This window comes from Taibaiella helva (genome assembly GCF_003545695.1).
GTDB lineage: Bacteria > Bacteroidota > Bacteroidia > Chitinophagales > Chitinophagaceae > Taibaiella > Taibaiella helva.
Map to the genome: position 1 here is coordinate 82,530 of NZ_QUZZ01000002.1, position 25,553 is coordinate 108,082.

Genomic DNA, 25,553 nt, shown 5'->3' on the forward strand with positions numbered 1-25,553 from the left:
TTAAGGTTAACTAATTGTTTCTTTTGATGCTGTAAACAGGCGGTTAACAATATTCAGATACTTTCGTGCCCAAAAAAATCTGACCTTGAAAAAAGCTTTACTTTTCCCCACGCTTTTTTTATGTGTCCTGTGCGGCACTACAGTATTTTCCCAGAACCTGAAGACGGACATACAATCGTCGCTGTACAACGGCAAGCTGCTGACGGACATGATCGATACTTCTACCCGTATGGGAAAAAATATGCTTTCCCTGTACAATAAATTCGGGCAGATCGGCTTCAGCGGCTACCTGCAGCCGCAATTCCAGTATGCCGAGTCCAAGGGTAATCCCAATACCTTCCAGGGCGGGGACTGGGGCGCCAATTCGGACAACCGTTTCCGCCTGCGCCGCGGTCGCCTGCGTACCGACTTTGCACACTATACCGAAGACGGTAAACCTTCTGTTTACTTCCTTTTCCAGTTTGACGGTACGGAACGCGGCGTGAATATCCGCGATTTCTGGGGACGCTATTATGAAAATAAATGGGAGCTGTTCCATTTTTCCGCAGGTATGATGGCCCGTCCTTTCGGACATGAAGTGCTGTTGTCCTCTATCTTCCGCGAAGCGCCGGAACGCGGCCGCATGTCGCAGACCATCATGAATACAGAACGTGACCTGGGATTTATGGTCAGCCTGAATCCCCGGAAAGCGACATCTAAGCTGAAATGGTTTGCGATCGACCTGGGCATCTATAATGGCCAGGGACTTACCGGGCCTATGGAATACGACAGCCATAAGGATATCGTGTTCCGCATAAGCTCTAAGCGGCAGACGATCATCAAATCGATGAGGGCAAAAATATCGGGAGGCCTCAGCGGCTATTTCGGCGGGATCACCAACCAGAATGCCCGACTGTATACCATGCAGCAGCTGGATGGCGCCTGGAAAATGGTATCGGATTCGCTGGCTTCCAACATAGGGCGCAATGGCAGCCGCCGCTATTTCGGCGCCGACCTGCAATTCATCATTCCCAACCGGAACGGGCAAACAGAACTACGTGCCGAATACATCAGGGGGCTGCAGACGGCAAGCCTTACCAGCAGCAGCACGCCCGGCACTTATCCCGTGGATGGGGCGGGGGCGGCTTTACCGCTGGCAACACGTCCGTTCGATGGCGCCTACTTTTATTTCCTGCAGCACCTCGGCAGCTGGCAGCACCAGGTAGTGCTGAAGTTCGACTGGTACGATCCGAACACCCGTGTGAGCGGTAAGCAGATCAGCAAAGAGAATGGATTGTCGCCTGCCGATATCCGCTACAATACCATCGGCGGCGGTTACCTGTATTATATCAACGCTTATCTTAAGCTGGTGTTCTGGTACGAGCATCCGATCAATGAAAAGACCGCGCTTACCGGTTACGACAAAGACCTTAAGGATGGTGTTTTCACCTGCAGGGCGCAGTTCAGCTTTTAAGTCTTAACAAAGTATTGGTACAAGCCCCGGGAGCCTTTTCCCGGGGCTTTTTCGCGAAAAAGCATCGTCCTGCCGGGGCCGGTGTTTAAATACAGCCGCTGATTTTGTTGCCCCCAATTCTTTACCTTTGCGACCTGTCTATGAAGAAAAAATTAGCCATATTGGGTTCTACCGGCTCCATCGGTACGCAGGCCCTGGGCGTTGTTGATGCGCATCCCGACTTGTTCTCCGTCGAGATATTGAGCGCCCATAGCAATGCTGCCCTGCTGATAGAACAGGCAATAAAATATAAACCGAATGCTGTGGTCGTAACCCATGATCAGCAGTACGAAAAGGTAAAGCAGGCGCTGAGCGCCACCGATGTCAAGGTGTTTGGCGGCGCAAAGGCCTTGTGCGATGTGGTGCAATGGGAAAGTGTAGACCTGGTGCTGGCTGCCATTGTCGGCTTTGCCGGCCTGCACTCGACGCTGGCGGCTATCGAAGCCGGCAAGCAGGTGGCCATTGCCAATAAAGAAACGCTGGTAGTGGCCGGTGAGATCGTGATGCAGAAGGCCAGGGAGAAGAATATTCTGCCCCTGCCCGTCGACAGTGAGCACTCTGCCTTGTTTCAATGCCTGGTAGGCGAGCGCGCCGATAGCGTGGAGAAAGTGATCCTTACCGCTTCCGGCGGGCCTTTCCTGGGTAAGAAGCCCAATTTTCTCGTTAATGTAAAGAAAGATCACGCGCTGCAGCATCCCAATTGGTCGATGGGCGCCAAGATCACCATCGACTCTGCAACCCTCATGAACAAAGGGCTGGAGATGATCGAGGCCAAATGGCTCTTCGACCTGGAAAACGAGCAGATCGATGTGGTGATCCACCCGCAATCCATTATTCATTCGCTGGTGCAGTTCAGGGACGGCTCGCTGAAAGCCCAGCTGGGCCTGCCTGATATGAAGCTGCCGATCCAATATGCGCTCGGTTTTCCGCAGCGCCTGGGCAACGATTTCAAACGCTTCGACTTCCGCGATTTCGGCAAGTTCACCTTTGAGCAGCCCGATTATAAAACCTTCCGCAACCTGGCCCTGGCCAAAGACGCCATGTACCGCGGGGGCAATGCCACCTGCATTCTCAATGCGGCGAACGAAGTAGTGGTACATGCTTTCTTGCAAAATAAGGTAGGTTTCCTCGAAATGAACGATATTATTGAGCAGGCGCTGACCGATATCGCTTTCATCGAAAAGCCCGGCCTGGAAGCCCTGGAGCGGACCGATGCCGAAACCCGCAAGCTGACGGAACGCCTGGTCAAAGGCAGCCAGTTGTATAGTTAACCGCGATAGCTTACTTTCGCTATTATCCCTAATCACATCAACAACCTTATTCAGAAAATATGTCAGGAGTTTGGGTGCAGGTAGTCCAGTTTTTAATGGCCCTGTCTTTATTGATCGTTTTGCACGAAGGAGGGCATTTTTTCTTTGCCCGCCTGTTCAAAACCCGGGTAGAGAAGTTTTATTTGTTCTTCGATTTCCTTTTCCCCTTCAGCAATATTCTTCCTTTCTCATTATTTAAAAAGAAGATCGGCGATACCGTATGGGGTATCGGCTGGTTCCCGCTGGGCGGCTATGTGAAGATCGCCGGTATGGTGGACGAAAGCATGGACAAAGAGCAGCTGGCCAAGCCGCCCGAGCCCTGGGAGTTCCGCTCCAAGAAAGCCTGGCAGCGCCTGCTCATCATGTTGGGCGGCATTATTGTGAATGTGCTGCTGGCCTTTATTATTTACGCCATGGTGCTGTTTGCCTGGGGACAGGATCGCCTGCCTTTAAGTGAGCTGAAGAACGGTATCGATGTGAGCGATTCGCTTGCCTATAAGCTGGGCTTCCAGGATGGCGACAAGATCGTAGCGATCAATGGTGAAAAGCTGAAGTATTATGATGACCTGATGCTGTCGCTGTTCCGTCCCGATGCGGTAGTCGAGATCGAACGGAAGGGTGAGGCCAAAACCATCAATATACCGGTAAACTTTGCCGAGCAGCTGATCAATACCAAAGGCGGCCGTTTGTTCGCTATCCCCATGCCGGCGATTGTTGACAGCCTGCTGCCTGTAGGTGGCGCCAGGACAGCGGGGATGAAGCATGGCGACCGTATATTGGCTGTGAACGGTGTACAGACACCATCCTGGAATACGACACGTACTGCCTTCCAGGAGAATAAAGGAAAGATTGTGCAGCTGACAATCCTGCGGGACGGCAGCAACCTTACATTGCCGGTCCAGCTTTCAGATACCGGTACTGCCGGATTTAGCCAATGGCGTCCGGAGAATATAGAAGAAGGACAAAAGATGGGCTTCTATAAGGTGGAACATACCTCCTACGGCTTTTTCCAGGCCTTCCCTGCAGGTGTGGGACTGGCAATCGATAAGCTGAATGCCTATGTGCAGCAGTTCCGCCTGATCCTCAATCCCAAGACCGGCGCTTACAAAGGCCTTGGCGGTTTCGACTCCATGCGTAAGATCTATGCGCCCGAGTGGGACTGGCAGCACTTCTGGCTGGTAACGGCCTTCCTGTCGATCGTATTGGCCTTCATGAACCTGCTCCCGATCCCGGGTCTCGATGGCGGCTATGTGGTATTCACCCTTATCGAAATGATCACCGGCCGTAAAGTCAATGAGAAAGTGGTGGAGGTCGCTACGACTATCGGATTAGTACTGCTGCTGGGCCTTATGCTCTACGCCAACGGCATGGATGTGTTCCGGTGGTTTAAGAAGTAAAGGAACACGATCAATAGTTGATCCCCGACGGTTTATCCGTGGGGATTTTTTCTTTCCGGAAAGGCGCTGCTTTATCTTTCCGGCCGCCCCCGGCCGTGTTTTTCCGTTTAATCCCCGCGCAACCAATTTTTAATTGATCTTTCATTGAGCAGATGGCCGTGGATAAGGAAGAAAATAACAGCATGAAACAATCGCTCCTTTTATGTAAAAACGATACATGGCGGGACAGGGATATGTATCGTTCGCATAAGGAAATAGTCGCCCCTGATACGGTCTGTCTCCGGAAAGTATCACTGTAAGCTACAGGGAACGGTGATAATCTATTAGCGCCATCTTAATGACAACAGGCACGGGTGCCGATAAAAAAAACACCAGGACAATATATTATTCGACGATGAATAGGGTTTAACTGCTATCATTGCGGCCACAATAAACTGATCAGTATTGTAACCCTGTGCCTGTCATCATGAGCTGAATTGTTGTTTCACTCAAAACCAAACCAAACACCAACATGAATCATGACCACCAGGAAGCGTTGCTGCTTCCTTTGCTGCACCCACATGCGCCAGCCGGTAAGCCTTATTCTGACCCGGACCCCTGGTCCTTTGATCCCCGGCTTACCTTGCAAGATTTGTTCCGGGAAACGGTACGCCAACATGGCGAAAGAACAGCTGTCGTTTCCGGGCAGGAACAGATCAGCTTTCATGAGCTGGATAAAGCCAGTAACCGGCTGGCGCATTACCTTACTGCCCATGGTATCGGCAAAGGCGACTGCGTACCGGTATGGATGGAGCGCTCGATCGGCATGATCGTAGCGCTCATCGGTATCCAGAAAGCCGGAGCTGCTTATATTCCTATCGATGCTGCTTACCCTGAAAGGCGTGTAGCACACATCATCAGCGATGCCGGTGCAAGGCTGGTGATCACATCTGCGGAGCGTCGCCTGCCGGATGGCGTAGCACGCCTGGATATTTCCAGCGACCTGCCGGACGATCAGCCCGCCGGGCCGGTAACGACTTTGCCGGATGCAGAAGACATAGCTTATGTCATTTATACTTCGGGATCTACCGGTATGCCCAAAGGCGTAATGGTTGGCCAGCGGGCCATTCAGCACCTGGTTTCCTGGCATGCTATGCATTTCGGGGTGACCTTTGCCGACCGCCTGAGCTTTGTGGCCGGTACGAGCTTCGATATCGGCGCCTGGGAAATATGGACTGCGCTCGCCAGTGGCGCTACCTTATACATTGCCGGCGAAGAAGACCGTAGCAGTGTAGTGCAGCTATTGGATTATTATGAGCGGAACGGCATAACGCAAGGGTTTGTGCCTACGGTGCTGGTCCCCGATTTTGCAGAAGGATCAAAGCATCGGACACTTTCCCTGAACTGCCTGTTTACTGGCGGCGAAAAGCTGCGCCCGGTCAATACTATAGGGCTTTCGTACACGCTGGTGGATTATTACGGTCCTACGGAATGCACGGTATTTGCTACCTACAGCATCGTGAACCGTCCCGACGGCACTTATGTTTCTTCCATCGGCCGTCCTATAGCCCATACGCAGGCTTATATCCTGGACGCCCGGCTGGAGCCGGTTTCAGGGGATGCCGCGGGTGAGCTGTTTATCGGTGGCGTTTGCCTGGCGGCAGGCTACCGCAACCAGGATGCGCTTACCGCCGAACGTTTTATTCCCCATCCCTTTAGCCCCGGTGAGCGCCTCTATCGTACAGGCGACCTGGTACGCCGTTTACCTGATGGTAGTATGGAATTCTTAGGCCGGTCAGATAACCAGGTGAAGGTGCGGGGTTATCGTATCGAGCTGGGAGAAATAGAAAGCCAGCTGTTGAAGATCTCTTTTATCAGGGACGCCGTGGTATTGGTCAAGGAAAATGACCGGCAGCAAAAAGTGCTGGCCGCCTTTATCCGCCTGAAGCCGGGCATGGCTTCGGGCTTTGAAGGAGATAAAGCCCTGATACAAGCGATACGGCAGTTCCTGAAACAGGAATTGCCGGGGTATATGATGCCGGCCCATTTTATCCTGAGAGAAAGCTTCCCGGTCAATGCCAATGGGAAAACGGATCTGCAGCAGTTGAAAGCGCAATTGCAGCTGATCGAGCTGGCGCCGGTGGCGTCGGCTGCGGGCGCTTCTGACATGGAAACCGCCATTATTGCGATATGGACGGCATTGCTCGATCATAATGCATTCGATGTGACCGATAACTTTTTTGATATCGGGGGCAACTCCCTGCTGGTGGCGGTGGCTACCGTGAAGATCGCAGAAGAGATGAACGTAAAGGTGTACATGAGGGATATCTATCAGCACCCGGATATTAAAAGCCTGGCAGCTATGCTCACCGAACGCAGGCAATCCCAGGCCGCCCTTCCTGCGGAGGATACCGAACCTGTGATCGAACTGCAGCAGGATGTTTTCCTGGATCCCGGTACCACCTTTGCCGGGGGCTTTGATTCGGCTATACTGGCCGATCCCGGGCATGTGCTCCTGACGGGTGTTTCGGGCCTGATCGGAATTCACTTGCTGGAAGAGCTGCTGAGCAGCACAAGCGCTAAAGTGTACTGTCTTATCCGTTCAAAGAACGAGTACGATGCCCTGCTGAAGATCATGGAAACAGCAGACCGGTTCCGTGTAATACTGAACCCGGAGGGGCTGAAGCGGATCGTTCCGGTGCCCGGCGATCTTACGCGCAACAACCTGGGATGGTCGCAGGAGCAATACGACCGGCTTTCCGGTGTCATCGAGGTAATCTATCACTCGGCCAGCTCGGTCAACTTCATCGAGCCTTACTCCTACAATAAAGCAGCAAATGTAGAAGGGCTGCGCAGGCTGATCCGCTTTGCCGGAAAGGGCAAGCTGAAATGTCTCTCCCTGATGTCTACCATATCTGTCTACAGCTGGGGGCATAAATTTACAGGGAAGACAGTGATGACAGAGCAGGACGATATCGGCCAGAACCTGCTGTCTGTAAGTAAGGACATCGGCTATGTACGCAGCAAATATGTTATGGAGGCCATTGCCGACCTGGCCGCATCGCAGGGCCTGCCGCTAATGACCTACCGCCTGGGCTATGCGATGTGCCATGGCAGAACGGGCGCCTGCGCGACTTACCAATGGTGGTCCAACCTGATTAAAGTCTGCATAAAGTACAATGCTTATCCCGACCTGGTGGAGCTGAGGGAAGGCCTGATCACCGTGGATTATATGACGCAATCGGCAGTGCACATTACGCGGCAGCCCGGCGCTATTGGCAGGAAGTTTAACCTGATCGCGTCGCCTGAGAACAACCTCACGCTGCAGCAATTCTTTGATCTGCTCCAGGAATACTATTCCCTGAACCTGAAAAAGGTATCGTACAAAGAATGGCGCAGCTATTGGGAAAATGATCCTTCCTGCCTGCTGTATCCCCTGACCAGCCTGTTCAAGGACAATATGCATGAAGGATTGTCTACTGTTGAGCTGTATCAGCATACCTATGTCTGGGACAACCGCCAGGTGAAGGAAATGCTGCAGGGCAGCGCTATCCGGGAACCGGAATTTAACAAGGAATTGTTTGACCGGTATCTTGCTTATCTGGGTATCCGGCTTCCGGAGCTCGCAGAAGCCTGATGACACCTCGTATCTAACGAAGATCCCCGCCCATAACGGCGGGGATCAGTTTTTAAGTCGGACGGTCATGCCTATTGCTTCAGCTTACCGGCAAAGACCTTCTTGAACTTGTCCAGCTTGGGGCGGATCACCATACGGCAGTAACCCTCTTCGCCATTCTGGTTATAATAGTTCTGGTGGTAATCTTCCGCCACGTAAAAAGCGCCGTACGGCTTTACCTCGGTTACAATAGGGTTGGGGTAGGCCTTTTCCTCGTTCAGCTTTTTGATATAGTATTCAGCCTTTTCCTTCTGCTCTTCATTGTGATAATAGACGCCGGAGCGATATTGCGTGCCGATATCGTTACCCTGTCGATTGAGCTGGGTAGGGTCGTGGGCTGTGAAGAAAGCAGCCAGCAGCTCGTCGAAGGAGATGACTGAAGGATCGTAAGTAATATTGCAGGCCTCTGCATGGCCGGTAGTGCCCGTACATACCTCCTTATAGCTGGGATGGGCTACATGGCCGCCGGTATAGCCCGATTCAACCTTCTTTACGCCATCCAGCTGCTGGAACTGGGCTTCAACGCACCAGAAGCATCCGGCTGCAAAAGTGGCGATCTCCGTTTTGTGTTCTGACATTTTATGATCGGTTTGTTTTTGATTCATTTCTGCAAAAGTAGGGGAATGGCTGATATCGGTCTTCTGCGCACAGGCGCTGAAGCCGAAAGGCAGCAACAGCAGGGCGTTTCTCACAAGATGTTTGAGCATGATCTTTTTGGTTTTGTACCTAAAGGTACGGGACCGGCGTGTGAATGGATTGTTATGGAAGCCGCCGTGGTAAAGGCTTTGAAAAATACTTTTACTTTTTTTTTGAAAATTGAGGCGCTTGTCTTTATTTTGCGCCCGGAGAGATGGCAGAGTGGTCGATTGCGGCGGTCTTGAAAACCGTTGACTGTTAAAGGTCCGGGGGTTCGAATCCCTCTCTCTCCGCCAGCAAAAATGAATGCCCCGCGAAGCGGGGCTTTTTTATTTTCGAAAATGTGCAAAGCTTGCTTTGCAAAGTGAACGAAAATAAAAAAGCATGTTCGCAAAGCGAACGGCATTCATTTTTGCTGCAGCCCCCTCCAACGGGATGATGAAGTAATCCTCTCCTACTGCAAAAAGCCTTACATCCTGAAAGGCTTTTTGCAGTAGGAGAACTTTTATCCTAGCGGGGGGCATCGGTGGAGGTTATATTGGTGCAAAACATCAACAATCTGGAGGAAACAAAGGCAAATAATCGAGCCTACGAACGGGGATTTAAGAGGCGCGATTACATGTCTTATATCTAATTCTGTAATCAATCGCATCAAGGTATGCTGTTTATATGATTTTATATTGATGAATCAATAATAATATTACCGCTAGAATAAGAAGCACAATGGTTACAAACAGAACAAAAACATATTTACTGTTCAATTTGTAAATTGGACTATACAGAAAAAGTGCCAATACAAAACGACAAAATTCTAGCATCACCTTTTTTACTTTGTAGTTCATAGTGTTATTTTGGATGCTTAATAAATGAAATATTCAAAATAATTTTGCATATTTTATATAGTTGCACCTAAAATGGTAAAAATATTTAAGCACAGTTCGTAGTTGCCGGGCATCCGCAGCTTTGAAAACATGATTCCTTTGAGACACAAGTACCGTCGGCAGAGAGTTTGATCGTCAAAACAGTTATTTTTATTGTGCACAGAATTGATACAGATGTAGTAAAAGTTCTTGTACCACCATTGACAACTCCCATTTCCTCATTGGTTAGATCGGCAATTTTTTCTTTGTTCAACTGCAATTTAGCAGTATCCAATTTTAATTTCTTCATTTTTTTATTTGAAGTTTGTTTTCCTCTCCTGTCTTAACGCCAATGGAGTGGTTGTTCAGCGTCCCGTTTTGTTTTCGCTTTGGGTCAATTAAGGATAAATCCCACAATTCTTGACCGGAATGTATCGCCAGCAATACCACCATCGGTGTTGGCATATATTTATTGATTTTTTAAGCAGATTATTTAATATTTTATGCTAATTAGGCAAGCTATAATTTATTACCGAATTAAACAAGAAATATTTAGCGGCACTTCGAGGTAATGTCTTGTTATTAAAATTTCTCTATAGCAGCCAAATCGGCATTCAAAAAGTTCGAACATTGACAACTTGAGCCCGCCAGCAAAAATGAATGCCCCGCGAAGCGGGGCATTCATTTTTGCTGCAGCCCCTCCCAACGGGGATCATGAAGTAATCCCTCTCTCTCCGCAGAAACGGTAGAACCCGCTCTGGTAGCGGGTTTTACCGTTTCTGCATGCTATGCTGACTTTTCTTATTTAATTCACTATCAGATCATTGGGGTTCGAATCCCTTTCAGTCGATTTACATCGCGGCGTTGCACGTTACTTATAACGTTACGGGCACAACCTGTAATTTTGCGACCCTTATTATCCGAAGCCACTTTAGAAATAAGATTATTGGGTAAACCGGGTCTATCTCATGCCAACGTGTTCCGAAGTTAATTGAAGAAGGGTGCTTATGATGATTGTTGTGATAAGACTCACCAAGCATTAAGAGATCAACAAACACAAGATTATGAGAGGTGTTTTTTAGCTTAAAATTAATGTAGCCATATTTGTGGGCAAACCAGTTAATTAGCGCGCCATGAAAAGCACCCATCAAAATAACAATTGGCAACAGCAGGTATAACCAGGGTGAAGTAGCAAATACAATAAAGAAGGCTAGATACAGTGTCACCCACAATCCTTTTGACACAATGGAATTCGCCCACTTGTCAAACAGCGGCCATTCAGGAAGATTTTTAATAAATCGTTCTTCAACCGGGTAAGTCCCTTTTACAATTCCTGAATAGATATTTTTTGTCCGCCACATCATCTTAAAAATGTTGGATGAAAAACTAGGAGAATGGGGGTCTTTTTCTGTGTCCGTGTACGCATGGTGCATACGGTGCATGATAGCATAGGCCCTTGGACTCATGTAAGACGATCCTTGGGTAAGGTAGGCAAAAACAAAAAAGAAGCGTTCCCAGAACTTGTTCATATTAAAGGAACCGTGGGCAGCATAGCGGTGCTGGAAAAATGTTTGAGAGAACAGCTGTAAGTACCCCGATCCTTGAACAGCTTAATACTTTACAGAATTGGATTTTGGCCTATAAACCCTGGAGCCTTTGAAAAGAAAAAGCTGCGTTGTTATTGTTGCTTAAAGCCTGCTTTCTCCATTCGACCGGTGTTTTATTACCCAATGCTTCATGAGGTCTGTGATGATTATAAAGATCGATCCACTCTTCAGTAAGCTTTCTTACTTCGTACAATTCAAAGAATACATAAGCGTCCAATATCTCTCTTCGGTAGCTTCCGTTAAAGCGTTCGATAAATCCATTTTGCATCGGCCTGCCTGGTTGGATATATTGCAGGCTTATACCTTTTTCTATGCACCAGGCTTCAAATAAAGAACAGGTGAACTCCGGTCCGTTGTCCACACGTATTTGTCCCGGCTTGCCCCTTTCTTCGAGGATACGGTCCAAAGTCCGCATTACCCTTGAGGCAGGTAGCGAGGTATCGATCTCTATAGCCAGCACTTCCCGGCTGCAGTCGTCAATAACATTCAATGTGCGGAACTTACGGCCGCATACCAGGCTGTCACTCATAAAGTCCATACTCCAGCTTTGATTGACCGCCTGCTGCTGTTGCAGCGGGTGCTTGATCCTGGAGGGCAGGCGGCGCTTACCTTTGCGGCGCTTATTCAATTTCAGCAAACGATATAACCGGTAGATCTTTTTATGGTTCCATTTTCTGCCAGCGCGCCTTAGCAACGCAAACAACTTTCGGAATCCGTAGGCCGGATATCGATCTGCAAGAGCTTGCAAGGCTTCAATAGCTTCCTGGTCATTTTTTACGCTGCGATAATAATATCCCGAGCGGGAAAGGTTGGTCAATTTGCAGGCCCTGCTGGTACTGATCTCATACGTTGCTACTATCTCCTCCGTCAGCTCTCTTTGCCGGCAGGGCCCCAGCCTTTTTTTGCAATCACATCTTTAAGGATGTTATGATCCATACTCAACTCAGCATACATTCTTTTCAACCGGGAATGAGCCTCCTCAAGCTCTTTGAGCCGCTTGACATCCGACGACTCCATGCCGCCATACTTCGACTTCCAGTTGTAAAAGGTAGGGCGGGAGATGCCCAGGTCCCGGCAGATGTCCTCTGCCGAACGACCGCCTTCATGCTCCTTTAGAGCTTTCACTATTTGTGTCTCTGTGAATTTTGACTTTTTCATTGCTCGTTTAAAATTAATACGTTTTGTCTAATTTTAAACTGTTCCCGATTTAGGGACACTTACACAGCGATAAATACCACAGACTCCCGAAAAAAATGAGAATAATCATTTAGTCAATTTATGAATGAAAATGTGAACGCAGGATTAGTTACTAGGCCACTTCAGGAAGTAAGGTAAGTGGAAACCGAAAGATGGAATACTGAATTCTTGAGTTGTAAAGATAAGCTATAAATGGTTAACCCCCACCTATTATCTGACGAAAAGCGATAGCCATTCTTTATTAGAGCATAGGGTCAGAAGGACATAGGTGTTGAAGCTGATTTTACATGATGAACTTTAATAACAATTGAATTTATAGAGGGAGAACGCTCATTTAAACGTAATAGAATCACAAACGACATAATCATTGCACTTACAGGCGGAGCGCACCCGCTTTCAACCTTCTCCTCAAGTTCCGTTCACTTTGATACCCCATAATTTATTTTGTGCGCAACAATAGTCTTTTTAAGCTCAGAGGAGGGTATGACCAAGTAGCTTTTTGAACCGCGAAAGATAAGAAGGGTCATATTGATAATCGCAGATCAGCGAATCAATTCCCGGGCAAGCGCTTCCCCCGCTTCCGCGATCCTGACTAAAAGCTCGGAGATGTTGGTATTGTTGTGTTTGAGTACAAGAAGGTTAGGATATTTATTGTCCAATGCTCTGATCTCGTTCTCTATCGCACTACTTGGCTGTTTTAATTGAACGCTCAGGTCATGCAAAGAAGTGAATGTCTGGTGTTCCAATAATTGTTGAATAATCTGCTTAAACATATAAATAAAATTTGGGAAGATAAGAGAGCTTACAGTTTCTATTTCAGTTTTTGTTTTTATCTGAAAACCTATCCTTGTTATTTTCAAGGAACCTATCAAGGCTTCGGCACAACTGCTCATTGGTAGCCATCAAGAAATTATTCTGTGCAATAAAAGCGTTCAGGACGTAATCTTTTTTGAATACCCGTAATATTCTGAATAATCTGTAATTTTTAAAATCCAATTTCTTTATTAGGTTTAGCGCTATGTAAGCTGCTTTTAATGGTTCTGTCATTTACAAAAGGTACGCCAATCCTCACTTAAAAAGTATCTTATTTATTGATGAGCTTACGAATAGTCCGTCGTTTAGGTGGAACGGAGTTTTAAGCTTATCTTTGATAAATGTTGAAAATAATAGTCCGGGTGACTAAAAAAATGATGAATTGGGTTAAGGACGAGTTTAGAAATAAATCTGTTCCGGCGATTTCAAACACAAAAAGAGAACTCGCTTTTTTATTGAAGTATGTCCATTGATATGTAATACAGCATTTCTATAGATTCAAAACAGAGAGGGTGCCGATATTATCGGCACCCTCTCTTCAATTAATATATCAGTAGTTAGATTACTCTTACATTAACTGCACTCGGACCCTTCTGGCCATCCTTCATGTCGTAAGACACCTTGTCGTTATCACGGATGTCCGACAAGAGGCCTGTAACGTGAACAAAAAGATCGGTTCCGCCATTTGATGGTGTAATGAAACCAAATCCTTTAGTTTCGTTGAAGAATTTTACTGTTCCTTCTTGCATAAATTGAATTGAAAATGATTAAAGAGTAAAGATACGGAAAATATTATAACTTTTTTTAAATTTTTATCCGCAGCTGGCAAATGGCCTTGTCCTATTGGTTTTGGACCTGCTTAAGAAGCAACCAAACAAAGAATTTCACCAAATTTGCATAGTCGTTAAATTGGCTTGTAGTTAATCCACCATAACCCTTCGTTGACAAGCTGTGTTTTATTTACAGTTAATCGTTCCGTGTCGCCCGGCCAGGAAAAAATCAGAGAGTCTTCGATAATGAGTTTTATGGAGTCATGGCGAATACTGATCGACGTGATCCTGTAGACCTTGATGTCTTCAGGCCGACTACTGTCAAAATGGTCTTCAGGCGGCCCGCCGAGTGGAAATTGATATAAGATATCTCCCTCTTTCAAGAATTCAATCTGGAGGCCTTGGGTTAGTTTCTTTTGCATCGGAATGGTAAATTAAGCCTGTAAGATAAACCCAGGTTGGGTGTATGATTGTCAAGGGATGGAAAAAAATGAAGCGAGCGTATATCAAGTGGAATAGTTTTATCCCAACTGATTTATTTTGAAATTATCAACTGCCTCTGGCGAACCTCACAGGCAAATGAGTAGCCAAGCCTCGGGATAACTATAAGGAGAAGACCTTATTGCAAAAGAAAAGACTGGAACAAGTAGTCTTTTCTTCTATTTTGGATTTGCTGGCTTAAGAAAGCTTATGAGTAAAACTGCTTCTGGGGATTAGCAAAAGCGTATGCTTTTGCGGCGTTAAGTGCTTTTGCGTTTTCAGCTGCCGGCATTCTTTTATAGGTTTTTCCTGTTACTGCATCTTTAAACCTTGATGGCCTTTTAATTACTGGCTTGTTTCCTCTTGACATAATATCGATTTAAGCGAAGGTAGTCCTATTTATTAACCTTAACCAATATATTTTGTCGAAACAGTTATACGTACCATATTTTCTTCGCCATTCCGTTATTGTTCCATGACCTTGAATACCATACTTATGCATAGCTGCACGATTGCCTGTGCGGCCACGCTCTGCTTCTTTTACCACTGCCAGTTTAAAGGATAGACTGTAATCCTTTTGGCTACGTTTTACATGCTGATTTTTAAATGGTTCCTTAACATTACTTTTTTTATGTAACGCTATTTTAGGACGAGACAAGACAAAAAATAAAAGAGGCCGTCCCAAAAGGTCAGCCTCTTTTTTATGAGTAAAGAAATGATAAAAATGACCGGTGTGCGATTGGCACACAAATTGATCAAAAACTATACATCAGCAGTGACAAAAGTTACCTCCTTGATCCATCGATCATGATCATAGTTGCCCCGAACGCCTATGAGGACATAAGCACTATAAGGAACTCCTAGAGTTTCAATGGGAACTGTCATATTATCATCATTTCCAGTCCATATAAGGTGTCCGCTCACGAAAGTCCATTCTTCGCCGTCCAGTGCAGCCACCTGGTACTCGCCGTACCTACTATAGTTTTCTGTTATTGCTTTTTCATAGGCTGTGGCTATTGTTATACTTTTGAGTATTATTTTGTGTTTAAATGTAAAGCTAATTTTAACTGTATCACACCTGGTAGGAATAGCCTTGCCATCCTTGTCATAACGGATAGCCGCCCGCCAGGAATGGAGTTCGCCGGTTGTTGGTACACCATTGACAATATTATCAGGTACTGATCGCCCATACCAGGAAGTGCCGGCAGGCATGACTGTTACTTTTAATATATCGTCAGAGGTCTTATTAGCTTCATAGATCCTGGCCAATAGAATTGTATTGGTATTGAGTGCCGGCGCGCGGAGTGCCTCTAACAACAAACCAGGAAGAGGAGACAATCCGTTAGCTGTGGTAAGCGTTCCAAACTTAAAGTCGCTGCTGCTGCCTGCGGTTTCTAGTTTTAAGCTGTTAGTTAGCCTTGCATTGCCAAGGATGCGATATGAAGCCTGTCCATCACCACCCAACCCTTCCGAAACAGTTACAGTAATCAGGTCGTTACGGTTGCCACTTTCGTATCGGGTTCTGACTCTTTTGGAGGTCTCTATATCCAAGGCAGTGACTCCTTTTCGCAGTAAAAAGTTCATATCATGAGCATCTCCCTCTTCCTTCCCGTCTTTTAAATCAAGCAATTGTGCAAATTCATATGAAAACATATCGTAGGTCATAGAAAACGCTTGTCTTGCAATCGTAGCCATTAACTCGGCTTTTGCGGGTAAAAATCCTTTGGCAATAAGGCCCCAAGTTAAAAGTGTCTGTTCTCTCGTGGAGGCCGTATTCCATCCTATAGGTAAAGGAGCTGGTGTCAACGTAATGATTTGATTGCCATACCCCTCCCCCTCACCATCCCATTTAATGCTCCTGATTCCTGAAACAAATGAAGCATAGCGGGCAAATTCATCACGGTCAAAATTTTCTCCGGAAATCTTCTGACTGTACAAATAGGCTTGGGCTAACGTTAATTTGAACATATAAGCATAGGAGATAATTTTAGCATTGACGCCCGCGTTGCAAAGCGCAATAGCATAGCGGGCATCGTCTATCGTCTTCAACCAACCCCTGGGAGAAACATGTATGAATACATCTTTTCCGCTGTAATATCTATAAAAAACGTACACATTTGCTGAGTAAAAATTTCCTTTGGAAGCTATATTAAGCAGTATTAGCGTCCTGATGTGCGCCCTTCCGTAATGATCAACAGGACTTGGGGGAAGATCAAAGGGAAACGCTGAGATACCATACATCTTTAAATAAGCGGAAATGTCTGCAGCAGTCATAGCCATTGCGCTAGAACTAGACGAGGCAAAGTCGAAGCTGTCTAAAAATATTAGCTTTTGTACAGGAGAAGTGATCGTCTGAACACTGTCATCAAAGATATTAAAAACACCTTCGGTAATTGCAGGCACCAAAAGCTTTAATGGGAAAAATACTAAATTCCCACTTAATTTAATTTTAATTGGATCCATGAATTTATTAGGGAAAACGATACTCTGCCGCTGATCGGCCAACGTTTGGTATGATTTACTTCCCTGTGAATAGTCGACCAGACAGAAACGGATCGCTTCTGGCTTGCGGTAATAATTGATAATGTATAAAGTCAATTCTCCCTGATTGATACGCAAATCATAACCCGTTTGCTCGCCTTTTTCGATAAAATAGGGCTTGAGCGGATTACTACTCGAATTATATACAATTTCGTTGCGATTGCCAAACAGGTGATGAGGAATGAAAATAGTTGTTACATTCTCGCTGTAATAGTCCATGTCAAGTATAAAAGTTCCTTTGCCTGTTATTGCTAAATTGTGTGCAGAGGCAGGCAATATGAAACATCCACTGGAAGGGTCGGCTATTGGCAACGCAAACGAGAGTTCCTGTGTTGCGTAGGAGGTAAGCTGCACAATCAGGTTCCTGACCGCAGGGTTGGTATTATTGTCCTTGAACCAAATCAATTTCTCTTCCTTCTGATTGTTGCCTTTATCTATGGGTATCAGGAGTCCCAGGTCTGGCCCGGCTGCAAAAAATTCCAGCTCAGAAAAGATATAGTTGCCGGTCAAAAGGAGCCTATCCGAGTTGGTATCAACGGCAGTATTGTCAATGAGCCATTCGTATCGCGTGCCTCTATCCAGATCTATTTTGACGGTTGCTTTTCCTCCGAGCAAACAGGTTACAGGATAATCCGTTGCATCGAGCAACCCGTCATCATGGCTGCCAAGCAGGCGCGTGGGCGCCACAACTAATTCGGTCACTTCCGGAGTTAAAATATAGTCGTCAGAAATGCTTGTTCCCCTTATGTTGCTCCCTTTAAGTGCATACCGGGTGTTTGTATTGTCGGAAGAGGCAACAACCTGCAAAAGAAGGGCCAAATCTTTTCCAGGTATGTCTGTTATACTTACTGTAATAATATACGGGCCGGTTTCATCCAGTGCGTTAGTCGTATATTGTGAGTGATAATCTTCGCTATTATAGGAACTAACCTTCAGGTCACAAGCTCCCTCCAAAACATAAAGCTCCAGATAGTAAGTCGTAGCACCACTGTTTGCTTTCCGTGCCGGCACAGAAATGTAATAATTATGGCTTTCATCGAAACGGATACTCGCTGTTACCGGTTGGTTCCACGAAAGCGCTATAGTATGTTCACCTGAACAGGGGGGATAATCTGATAAGATAAAAGGTTCCGGATGGGCAGGTTTGTATTTTTCTTGGTGCAGGAATATCCGGAAAGCGTTTTTAGGAAAGAAGAGGGCGTTATCTATAATTAACATAGGGGGAAGAGAGCCCTCCTTTCGGGATTCATGATCAGCAAAATACAGAGCCAGATCGTGACCACCATAACGGCACTGGATCAAGCGGGCAGGATCCGCCCATTCGGGTATTGATATATGTATCTTTCCCTTTCCTTCTTTTAAATAATCGTGGGCATCTAATTCTATGTCAGTTGTCAGACCGTTAATATCTATGACTTCCGCATAAGGCGCTTTTGGAAGGTCAGTGACGGGTATACTGAAGGATTGATAAATGTCGTCAGCTTGATCAAATTTACTGGGATCAAGTACGAGCCTGGTAGGGTATAAATCCGTTGATGGTTTTATCCATATATCAAGCAACTTTTCTTCTTGCATATCAGGAAAATACCCGTTAATGTTCAGTAAGCAATCGTTTCCGAAATCAAGAATAAGATTCTTTTCTTTTTTCTTATAACGAATGCTGTTCTGATCTGTCTCCAGTAATACCTGGTTGAGATGTTGCATAAAAAAATTGAGTTTGAAGCACCCTGCATCTTTAGAAAAGCTATAGGTATTGATGCATTCATCCGCCCATACATTTACCGGCGCTGCAGCCGTTCCTCCTGATCCTTTACGGAATATAATCGTTTTGGAAAGCTTTCGCAGAGAAAGAGGGGCGCTGCCGAGTATGAGTAAACAATTGAGCGTAAAGCACGTTGGGGAAATATCAATAAAAGATATGAATTTTGAAGCGTCCAGGGCTCCATTTTTCAGGTAAAGGCCTTTTATTTCGATCTTCTTTTGTCCACAGCCCAAAATAAGATCATTCTTTAAACGATGTGCTGTAATCTGGTGATAAGCTTTGCCAAAATGTACAACAAGCTTCTGAGCGTTTGTTTCGTCAGGAGGCTCCAAGCTTATCTTAGCATTGCTATTGCCATCCCAGAATAGTATATCATTACCCCTAGCAACAATATCACTACCCTCGCGAAGCACAAAAGAGTTTCCTTGGGCTCCTCCCCGGATTTTCAATGATGCCTTCTCAACACCTCCTACATCAAAGCGAATGCCATTCGGAGCTAAGCTGAGGTCTATACCAGCCCGGGTTGCATTAGTAACCAAAAGCTGTATAAATGAGCCTCTGATGTTCACCACTCTGCCTGAATCGAAAAAAAGAAGCTCACAATTACTACCATCGATTTGTCTTATCTCTAAGTGACCACCACCAGCATCTACCATAATTCTGTTTAAGCCACCACCTGTATCAATGGCTTGGGAAAGACCAGTATTTTGATCGATGAGGAATTGGTCGTTACCCTTACCGCCCTTTACTCTTCCGGCGCTTATCCCACGCAAATCGAACAGGTTGTCTCTGTCAGGATCTCCATCAAATGGTATGGAGTATCCAGCCCAACTCAACCCGACAAATGCCGTTCCCTTGTCACCTGTAGCATTAGCATCAATAGTTCGGTAGTTTGTAGTATCCATATTGTTGAAGACTATTCCATCGATTCCTTCTGCTTGTCTTCGTGTAAAGGATGCTGTACTGTAGACATGGTCAACCGTAACAACTTTCCGATAACCCATATTACCATAATATGCCGCCATGTAATTCTTCGTCGCCTGCGCGTCCTTATTGAGTGCGGTTTGGTAGGCCGAGGCTGCTGTTGCTAATGCTTTGTGAGCTATAGCCTTTTTCGTAGCCGCTGTTTCAATACCGATCCATGAAGCAAAAAACTGTCTTATTTCTTCGCCGACACTATCATAATAATCCCCGTATTCGTGCAGTATCAAAGATCCCTGTATGACACCAGTGACAACAAAACCTGTGATAGCGATAATCAAGCCAATAGGCCCAGCAGACGCTGCAATGCTTTCAATCACAGTACCGGCCACGGCAGTAGTTAAGGACGCGGCCAGGTAACTCCCTGTTACTGCAAGCCCGGCCGCAGTAAATGCCACTGTAGTGACGGTATTGGCAACCAGCGCTTTATACGCATAGCTGTTCTTGTTTGCACCGCTTTTCCAGAAATCTTCCCATTGCAGACCGATAGAACCCATGGTAACACCGGCCAGGATAAAGTCGATACCAGGAAAATATCGCATAACAGTATTCACCGATCGGGCGACGGAAAAACCGGCCGCAGAAAGTGAAAGTGTAGCTTTCTGCAGAGATTTCGTGACCACAAAGCTGGAAACAATAGCCAGATTGGAACCGACGATATTTGTTAAATCAAGTCCTATCTGTGCATTGGAGCTTGTATGCCAGTTTTTAACCAGGCTGTAAATTGCAGTGACAGTAAAATAAACGTTTAGTGCACCTGAAGCTTTTTCGGAGATCGACATTGTATTGTGAGCGTTCATCATTTTGAACCGCTGTTTCACTATATCAATGCCTACCCGCTGGAGAACAGGATCCGTCGATTTCTCGAAGGCTTCCATTAACGGCGTTCTGGCGTTGTCATCCAACTGTAGCAATGCACCCAAAATACGCATCCTCAGTAGTAAGTCATTACCTGACAGGATTTCCTTAGTACGGTTTTCGTTCAGGGTAGCTTGCCCGCTGCCGGACCAGGTGGCCACACCTTCATCGCTCAGTAATAATTTTGAAGCTTCCGGAGTAGACTTTGAAAGCCAATACAACGCTAGATCAGCAATGTCCGACAATGTATCCAAACTGGCCACCCTTTGTGCCTGCAGCGCACGTAGCTTGATAATGCTGCCAGATGTTGCGGTAAATGCATTATCGTCTACATCCGGCAAACCGGAGATTATGCTTCTGGCTTCATTTTTGTCTGCCGTACTCATACCAGCCAGTTGTGGCAAGGCCAATATCCGATCTGCCCGGCCGGATGCAGCGCGGGTGTTGGTACGTATCCTTTTCAATTGATCCAGTGCTTTTTCTAGCCTATCCTGCTCACTAAACCCTGTAGTACGTATGAGCCGTCCCTTCTGTGACGTGTTGGTTGTAGCATTGCCCCCAGGCGTTACTATATCCCATATAAGGTGACTTGATCTTGCATCTCCGTCCTCCGGATTACGTTGCAGGACGATGACCTTATTATTCCCCTCTTCTTCTTCTGATATTATATTCACCCCCCGCCAATCAGCCGAAGAACCATCCCCGAAGTCCTGTTCTGTAATGGCCAGCGCCAGGTCATCTACAAAATTCTCATGCAGGTCCTCTTCCGGCAAGAAAAATGTATCTGTATTTATTGCAGTGTCCGGTAGAAGCTTGCGTCCTGAACTTCGTACTCCTATTTCGGGCCCTCTCCGTAAACGTACGATGTTGTTTCCGGTGCTGTCCCAAGAGGCGATGATCTTATCTCGCTGATTGTTCGCATAAGTAATTCCTTTTCTATAAACAAGTGTCTGGCCTGTTTCTCCGGAAGTAGGCCGCTTAAATGCACTGATTCTAAGGTTGTTTCTATATGCAGAATTGAGGTCGGAGAAAAACAGCGCACTGAGCTTGCCTAAGAAAGAATCGCCAAAATAAGTATCCCAGTCGTTGGATTTTGGTTTTATCGGCCTACCATTTTCATCTTTTCTGGTTGGTGGGGCTGCAAGCTGGCAGCCCAAGATGCTCAGCTTGGTAAACTTCGCAAGGCTATTGGGCGATAGCTTTTTCCACAATCCGTCCAATGCGGCGTACACCTCCGGATAAGAAATATAGATCTTCTCATCATCAAGTGCCGAACCACCTCCTATTTCTAAGCCATTGTGGTCGCCATGTCCCAGGATATAAGTTCTTACATTTTGTTTCCCATCAAGCAGTCTCAGCTCATTTGCTACGCTGCCATTGATCACTTTGAGCAGCTCCGGAACGCCAACCGCATTTTTGTAATGATAAATAAGGGTGGGAACATTATCTTCCATTTTTCCGGCATATGCCAGACTCGCCAGATGCTGCCCCTGATCCTCGCCAACGGTCACAAAAATCTGTGCATCGTATTTACGGAAAGAACCGGCTTTCGCCCTTTTATCTGCCATGTACTGGTAGGCCACATCAAAAACACCCGTTTCAAACAGCCTCCGGAATACCATGGGGCCATAGCCTGGAGATGTAAAAATGTCATTGGCTAGTAAGCGCAGGCTCCCCATTCCTCTTATAACCTCTGTGAGTACGGCCCCATTCAGCTGCAGCAGCTGCTCTCTGGAAAATAGGTTGTTAATAGGCATACCTTTACGGACTATAGCCGTTAGGATCTTACCTCTATACACAGAGGACATGCCACTCCATTGCTCTTTTACAATGCTCCTGATCTCCCGTCGATGAATCTTCGCAATAAAGGAGTCGGGATCTGCAGCTTTTAACAAACGACTATAGACGCCCCTGCCAGGCAAAACTGGTCTTGAATGCGGAAGCCTCGAAGGCAGGGGTCTGTGAAGATTTATCAAATCTGCAAAGTCCAGCTTAATATCTTCTCGTACAGCAGCAATTTGGGCATCATCTAAAACCTTTAACTGCGGAATTGAAAATTGAAGGACCAATGATCCCAGGGCTTTGATTTGTGGTGCACTCAACCGCTGTACAGCGTTCGGACTTAGCCCCTTAGCCTGATCAACGGAGAAGCCCTTAAAAAAAAGTGGAGGAATATATTCCAGCCAGGTGCCGTCCATAATAATTTTGTAAAAAAGCGAAGAGGTGCTAAATCTTTTGGCATCTCCGGGGCCTAACTTATTAAGTACTGAAATATCTGCAGCTCCTTGCTGAGCTGCTAGTGTTGACGCAATGTTTAATTTTGCCAAATCAGGATCTGTCAATGAAGATGGTGATTCAGCCAAAAAGAAGCCGTTCGACAACAGCTGTTTTTTAGCGACAGGGACCTTGTCCGTAAAGCTCTTTAGTTTGTTTGCCTGAAAGAGCTTTTGCGATACGTCATCTGTAAGTATATCCTCCAAAACGGTATCTTGTAAAGCACCAACTTGTCGGACGGATAGCTGTTCCAATATAGTGGCAAGGTCCTGTGCCTTAAGATACCTGTAATGGGCAGGATAGAGCTGAGCAAAGGCATGGGGTGTAATACCCATGACCTGCCCTGTACTGAGTTTCTTAAGAAAGCCGGCTGGTAATTTGACCCGATAAGGTTTGTCAAGGGTCGGCTCGCCGGATGTTGCGGCCTCCAGGATCAATTCATTAAGCACTTTTGCATTAATATTCTGGATCTGCGCCCTGGATAAATCTTGGAAAGTCTTTGCGTTTGTTGCCCAAAAGGTATCCCCCGCTGCATCAATGAAAAAAGGTACTGCAAAAATGCTTTTATAGATATGAGTATCGAATGTTGCGAAATAGGCCGGATCAATAAAAGATAAAGCATTATGCCCGAGATAAGCAAAAAAGCCTTCGGCATTGGGGACTTGCGGAGTGGCATTGACAAGTGCGTGCAAAATGGAAGGTTTGAGCTGCTTGGCTACATTGATGCCCCATCCTACTTTTGGCTTAGGGGTTTTAAGAAAATCTATCATTTTGCTGTCCGGTATAGCATCATAGTGCTGCTGCATCATAACTTCCTGGAGGTTCTGAAATACTTCAGTGGTCATGGTGCTTAGCTCTGCTGCCGTATTGTCCTCCAGAATCCTCATTCCCAGCCCAGTTATTCCTTTCTGTAAAAACTTAGTATGACTCGTTTTTAATAAATTAACAATATTCATGCTGAACTTAAAATTAGCAGGTAATCTATTTTTAACCCGTGCATAAGTGGTCCTGTCGAAGAAATTAGCAAGGTCCTGGGGCGGGAGTAACTTCAAAATATCCTGGAATGTATTCTTATTTATAATTTCCAGCTGCTCTGGCGTGTTACTGCTGAAAATCTTTTGTGCAAGATCCGGAGATATTTTCCCCAAAAAACCGGTACCATCCGTCTTCAGTAAATTGATTACTTCAGCCTCAATTTTAAGGTTAGCGGGTAAAGGAACCCTCAGCTGGTTAACAGTGGCCTGGTCAAGATAAACAGCCCGTTGCTGTACAGTAAGGAACGTACTTAGCGACTGGAATACTCCCAGGGTCATGGTTCCAAATTCAGAAGGAGTATTGTCAGCAATAAGTCTTTGTACAAACTCTTTAGTCGCGTTTTTTAGAAAACCGGTATTATCCGTTTTCAGCAAATTGACGACATCCATTGTGAATTTAAAATTGGCAGGGAGAAGTGGTTCGACTTGCCTATAGGAGGTTTTATCCAAGTAGGTGGCAAGCCCCTGCGCCGTATTGTAAGTCTTGCCGTAGATAGTAACTGGTGTAAAAGGCATAATATGATGTATTTAGTTTTTAATTAGAATGCAGCAAATGCTTTCAACGTTTTAAAATATCGAATGAGTTAAAAATAGGATACGAACAGGGATTAAGAGGTGCGATTACATGTCTTATATCTAATTCTGTAATCAATCGCATCAAGGTATGCTGTTTATATGATTTTATATTGATTAATAAATAATAATATAAAATAAAAGACACAATGGTTACAAAAAGAACAAAAACATATTTACTGTTCAATTTGTAAATTGAACTATACAGAAAAAGGGCCAATACAAAACGACAAAATTTTCCAGCATCACCTTTTTTACTTTGTCGTTCATAGTATTTTGAATGCTTAACAAATGAAATGTTCAGAATAATTTCACATAATTTATGTAATCGCACCAAAATGGTAAAAGTATTTAAGCACAATTCGCAGTTGCCGGACGTCCGCAGCTTTGAAAACATGATTCCTTAGAGACGCAAGTACCGTCGACAGAGCGTTTGATCGTCGAAACGGTTATTCGTTTTGTTTTCGCTTTGGGTCAATTAAGGATAAATCCACAATTCCTGACCGGAATATATCGTCCGCAATACCACCATCGGTATGGTATGCATTTATTGATTTAAGCAGGTAATTTAATATTTTATGCATGTTCAGGAGACAAGTTATAATTTATTACCGAATTAAACAAGAAATATTTAGCGATACTTCTCCGAACCTGTATTGAGGTATTTCTTGTTTAATTGAGGCATTGCCTTTTTGTAGCCGTATTTTCATAATTAATGTGTTGATAGGTCGGGATGCTTCATATTTCTCAACATCAGAACAACATCAATTTCAGCAGGATTACCGGCAAGGGGATGCGAACATTGATACATTCCTCCCGCAGCAAAAATGAATGCCAGCCATTAGGCTGGCATTTTTCTTTTCAGTCTGCTGTATATCAAGGTAGTAAAATAGGCCAGATCTGCTATAGTGCAGTATCGCTATGCGTTCCTCGCTACTCCTTATTTTCCAATAGGACATAACCTTAAAACGCCTGATTGCACCATCTGAGTTGCTTGACCTCATCTATTTAAACGCGGAGAATAGTGTAGCGGGATTCGAACCGGGATATTGTTTAGAATTTCCCATAAGTAACAAAACTTGCCAATCAGAAAACCGTTGGCGTAAGTACTGTTCGGTTACCGTTAATCTTATCGCATTTTTTAAGAGTGCTTTTCGCCCACGGCATGTTTATGCACTTGTGATATAGAATGGCACATTTAAGATAGAAGATTATACAAAATTTTAAGAACAATAGTCATCACACTCTGTAAATAACAAAAAGGAGAAGCTGATGACAGCTACAAACCCCTATAGACAATAAGGTCATAGAAC

The 25,553-nt window shown here is 45.5% G+C and carries 15 protein-coding genes and 1 tRNA gene; 6 read left to right on the forward strand and 10 right to left on the reverse strand.

Going from position 1 to position 25,553, the window contains the following annotated elements:
• Positions 1-85 precede the first annotated feature (85 nt).
• The 4 genes from DZC79_RS03090 to DZC79_RS03105 all read left to right on the forward strand — a co-directional run bounded on the left by DZC79_RS03090 (position 86) and on the right by DZC79_RS03105 (position 7,815).
• Positions 86-1,453, forward strand: coding sequence for a porin (locus tag DZC79_RS03090; protein ID WP_232831744.1), 1,368 nt, complete (start codon positions 86-88; stop codon positions 1,451-1,453).
• 140 nt (positions 1,454-1,593) lie between these two features.
• Positions 1,594-2,763 carry a 1-deoxy-D-xylulose-5-phosphate reductoisomerase gene (locus DZC79_RS03095; RefSeq protein WP_118950093.1) on the forward strand — a complete coding sequence of 390 codons (1,170 nt, stop codon included), beginning with the start codon at positions 1,594-1,596 and terminating at the stop codon, positions 2,761-2,763.
• A 59-nt stretch (positions 2,764-2,822) separates the two neighbouring features.
• Positions 2,823-4,199 (forward strand): RIP metalloprotease RseP, encoded by a 1,377-nt coding sequence (rseP, locus tag DZC79_RS03100; protein ID WP_118950094.1) that lies wholly within the window; start codon positions 2,823-2,825, stop codon positions 4,197-4,199.
• Between the two features lie 511 nt (positions 4,200-4,710).
• Positions 4,711-7,815 carry a non-ribosomal peptide synthetase family protein gene (locus DZC79_RS03105; protein ID WP_118950095.1) on the forward strand — a complete coding sequence of 1,035 codons (3,105 nt, stop codon included), beginning with the start codon at positions 4,711-4,713 and terminating at the stop codon, positions 7,813-7,815.
• Between the two features lie 71 nt (positions 7,816-7,886).
• On the opposite strand, the gene msrA is transcribed toward DZC79_RS03105, so the two are convergent.
• Positions 7,887-8,432: a peptide-methionine (S)-S-oxide reductase MsrA gene (gene msrA, locus DZC79_RS03110; protein ID WP_232831745.1), complete on the reverse strand. Its 546-nt coding sequence runs from the start codon at positions 8,430-8,432 to the stop codon at positions 7,887-7,889.
• Positions 8,433-8,477: 45 nt separating this feature from the next.
• Between msrA and DZC79_RS21435 the strand changes: the two genes are divergently transcribed.
• Together DZC79_RS21435 and DZC79_RS03120 are read left to right on the forward strand one after the other, a co-directional pair.
• On the forward strand, positions 8,478-8,735 hold the full coding sequence (locus tag DZC79_RS21435; protein WP_198666752.1) for a hypothetical protein: 258 nt from the start codon (positions 8,478-8,480) through the stop codon (positions 8,733-8,735).
• Positions 8,699-8,786 (forward strand) — tRNA-Ser (locus DZC79_RS03120). The genes DZC79_RS21435 and DZC79_RS03120 overlap by 37 nt, the downstream gene beginning before the upstream one ends.
• Before the next feature lie 631 nt (positions 8,787-9,417).
• Here DZC79_RS03120 and DZC79_RS21055 read toward each other — a convergent pair.
• From DZC79_RS21055 to DZC79_RS03165, 9 genes are all read right to left on the reverse strand, one after another.
• Positions 9,418-9,660: a class I lanthipeptide gene (locus DZC79_RS21055; RefSeq protein ID WP_157976880.1), complete on the reverse strand. Its 243-nt coding sequence runs from the start codon at positions 9,658-9,660 to the stop codon at positions 9,418-9,420.
• Positions 9,657-9,815 carry a hypothetical protein gene (locus DZC79_RS21060; protein ID WP_157976881.1) on the reverse strand — a complete coding sequence of 53 codons (159 nt, stop codon included), beginning with the start codon at positions 9,813-9,815 and terminating at the stop codon, positions 9,657-9,659. The genes DZC79_RS21055 and DZC79_RS21060 overlap by 4 nt, the downstream gene beginning before the upstream one ends.
• A gap of 410 nt (positions 9,816-10,225) precedes the next feature.
• Positions 10,226-10,933 (reverse strand): acyl-CoA desaturase, encoded by a 708-nt coding sequence (locus DZC79_RS03130; protein WP_118950099.1) that lies wholly within the window; start codon positions 10,931-10,933, stop codon positions 10,226-10,228.
• 55 nt (positions 10,934-10,988) lie between these two features.
• A protein-coding gene (locus DZC79_RS03135) for an IS3 family transposase (RefSeq protein ID WP_394342482.1) occupies positions 10,989-12,115 on the reverse strand; the annotation gives its coding sequence in 2 pieces (ribosomal slippage) (positions 10,989-11,863 and positions 11,863-12,115; 1,128 coding nt in all).
• Positions 12,116-12,696: 581 nt separating this feature from the next.
• Entirely contained in the window at positions 12,697-12,927 is a 231-nt protein-coding gene (locus tag DZC79_RS03140) for a hypothetical protein (protein WP_118950101.1), read from the reverse strand.
• Between the two features lie 597 nt (positions 12,928-13,524).
• On the reverse strand, positions 13,525-13,716 hold the full coding sequence (locus tag DZC79_RS03150) for a cold-shock protein (RefSeq protein WP_118950103.1): 192 nt from the start codon (positions 13,714-13,716) through the stop codon (positions 13,525-13,527).
• Positions 13,717-13,871: 155 nt separating this feature from the next.
• Positions 13,872-14,159: a hypothetical protein gene (locus DZC79_RS03155; RefSeq protein ID WP_118950104.1), complete on the reverse strand. Its 288-nt coding sequence runs from the start codon at positions 14,157-14,159 to the stop codon at positions 13,872-13,874.
• A 266-nt stretch (positions 14,160-14,425) separates the two neighbouring features.
• On the reverse strand, positions 14,426-14,587 hold the full coding sequence (locus DZC79_RS21065; RefSeq protein WP_157976882.1) for a hypothetical protein: 162 nt from the start codon (positions 14,585-14,587) through the stop codon (positions 14,426-14,428).
• Between the two features lie 392 nt (positions 14,588-14,979).
• Positions 14,980-24,183 (reverse strand): hypothetical protein, encoded by a 9,204-nt coding sequence (locus tag DZC79_RS03165; RefSeq protein ID WP_118950106.1) that lies wholly within the window; start codon positions 24,181-24,183, stop codon positions 14,980-14,982.
• Positions 24,184-25,553: the final 1,370 nt, after the last annotated feature.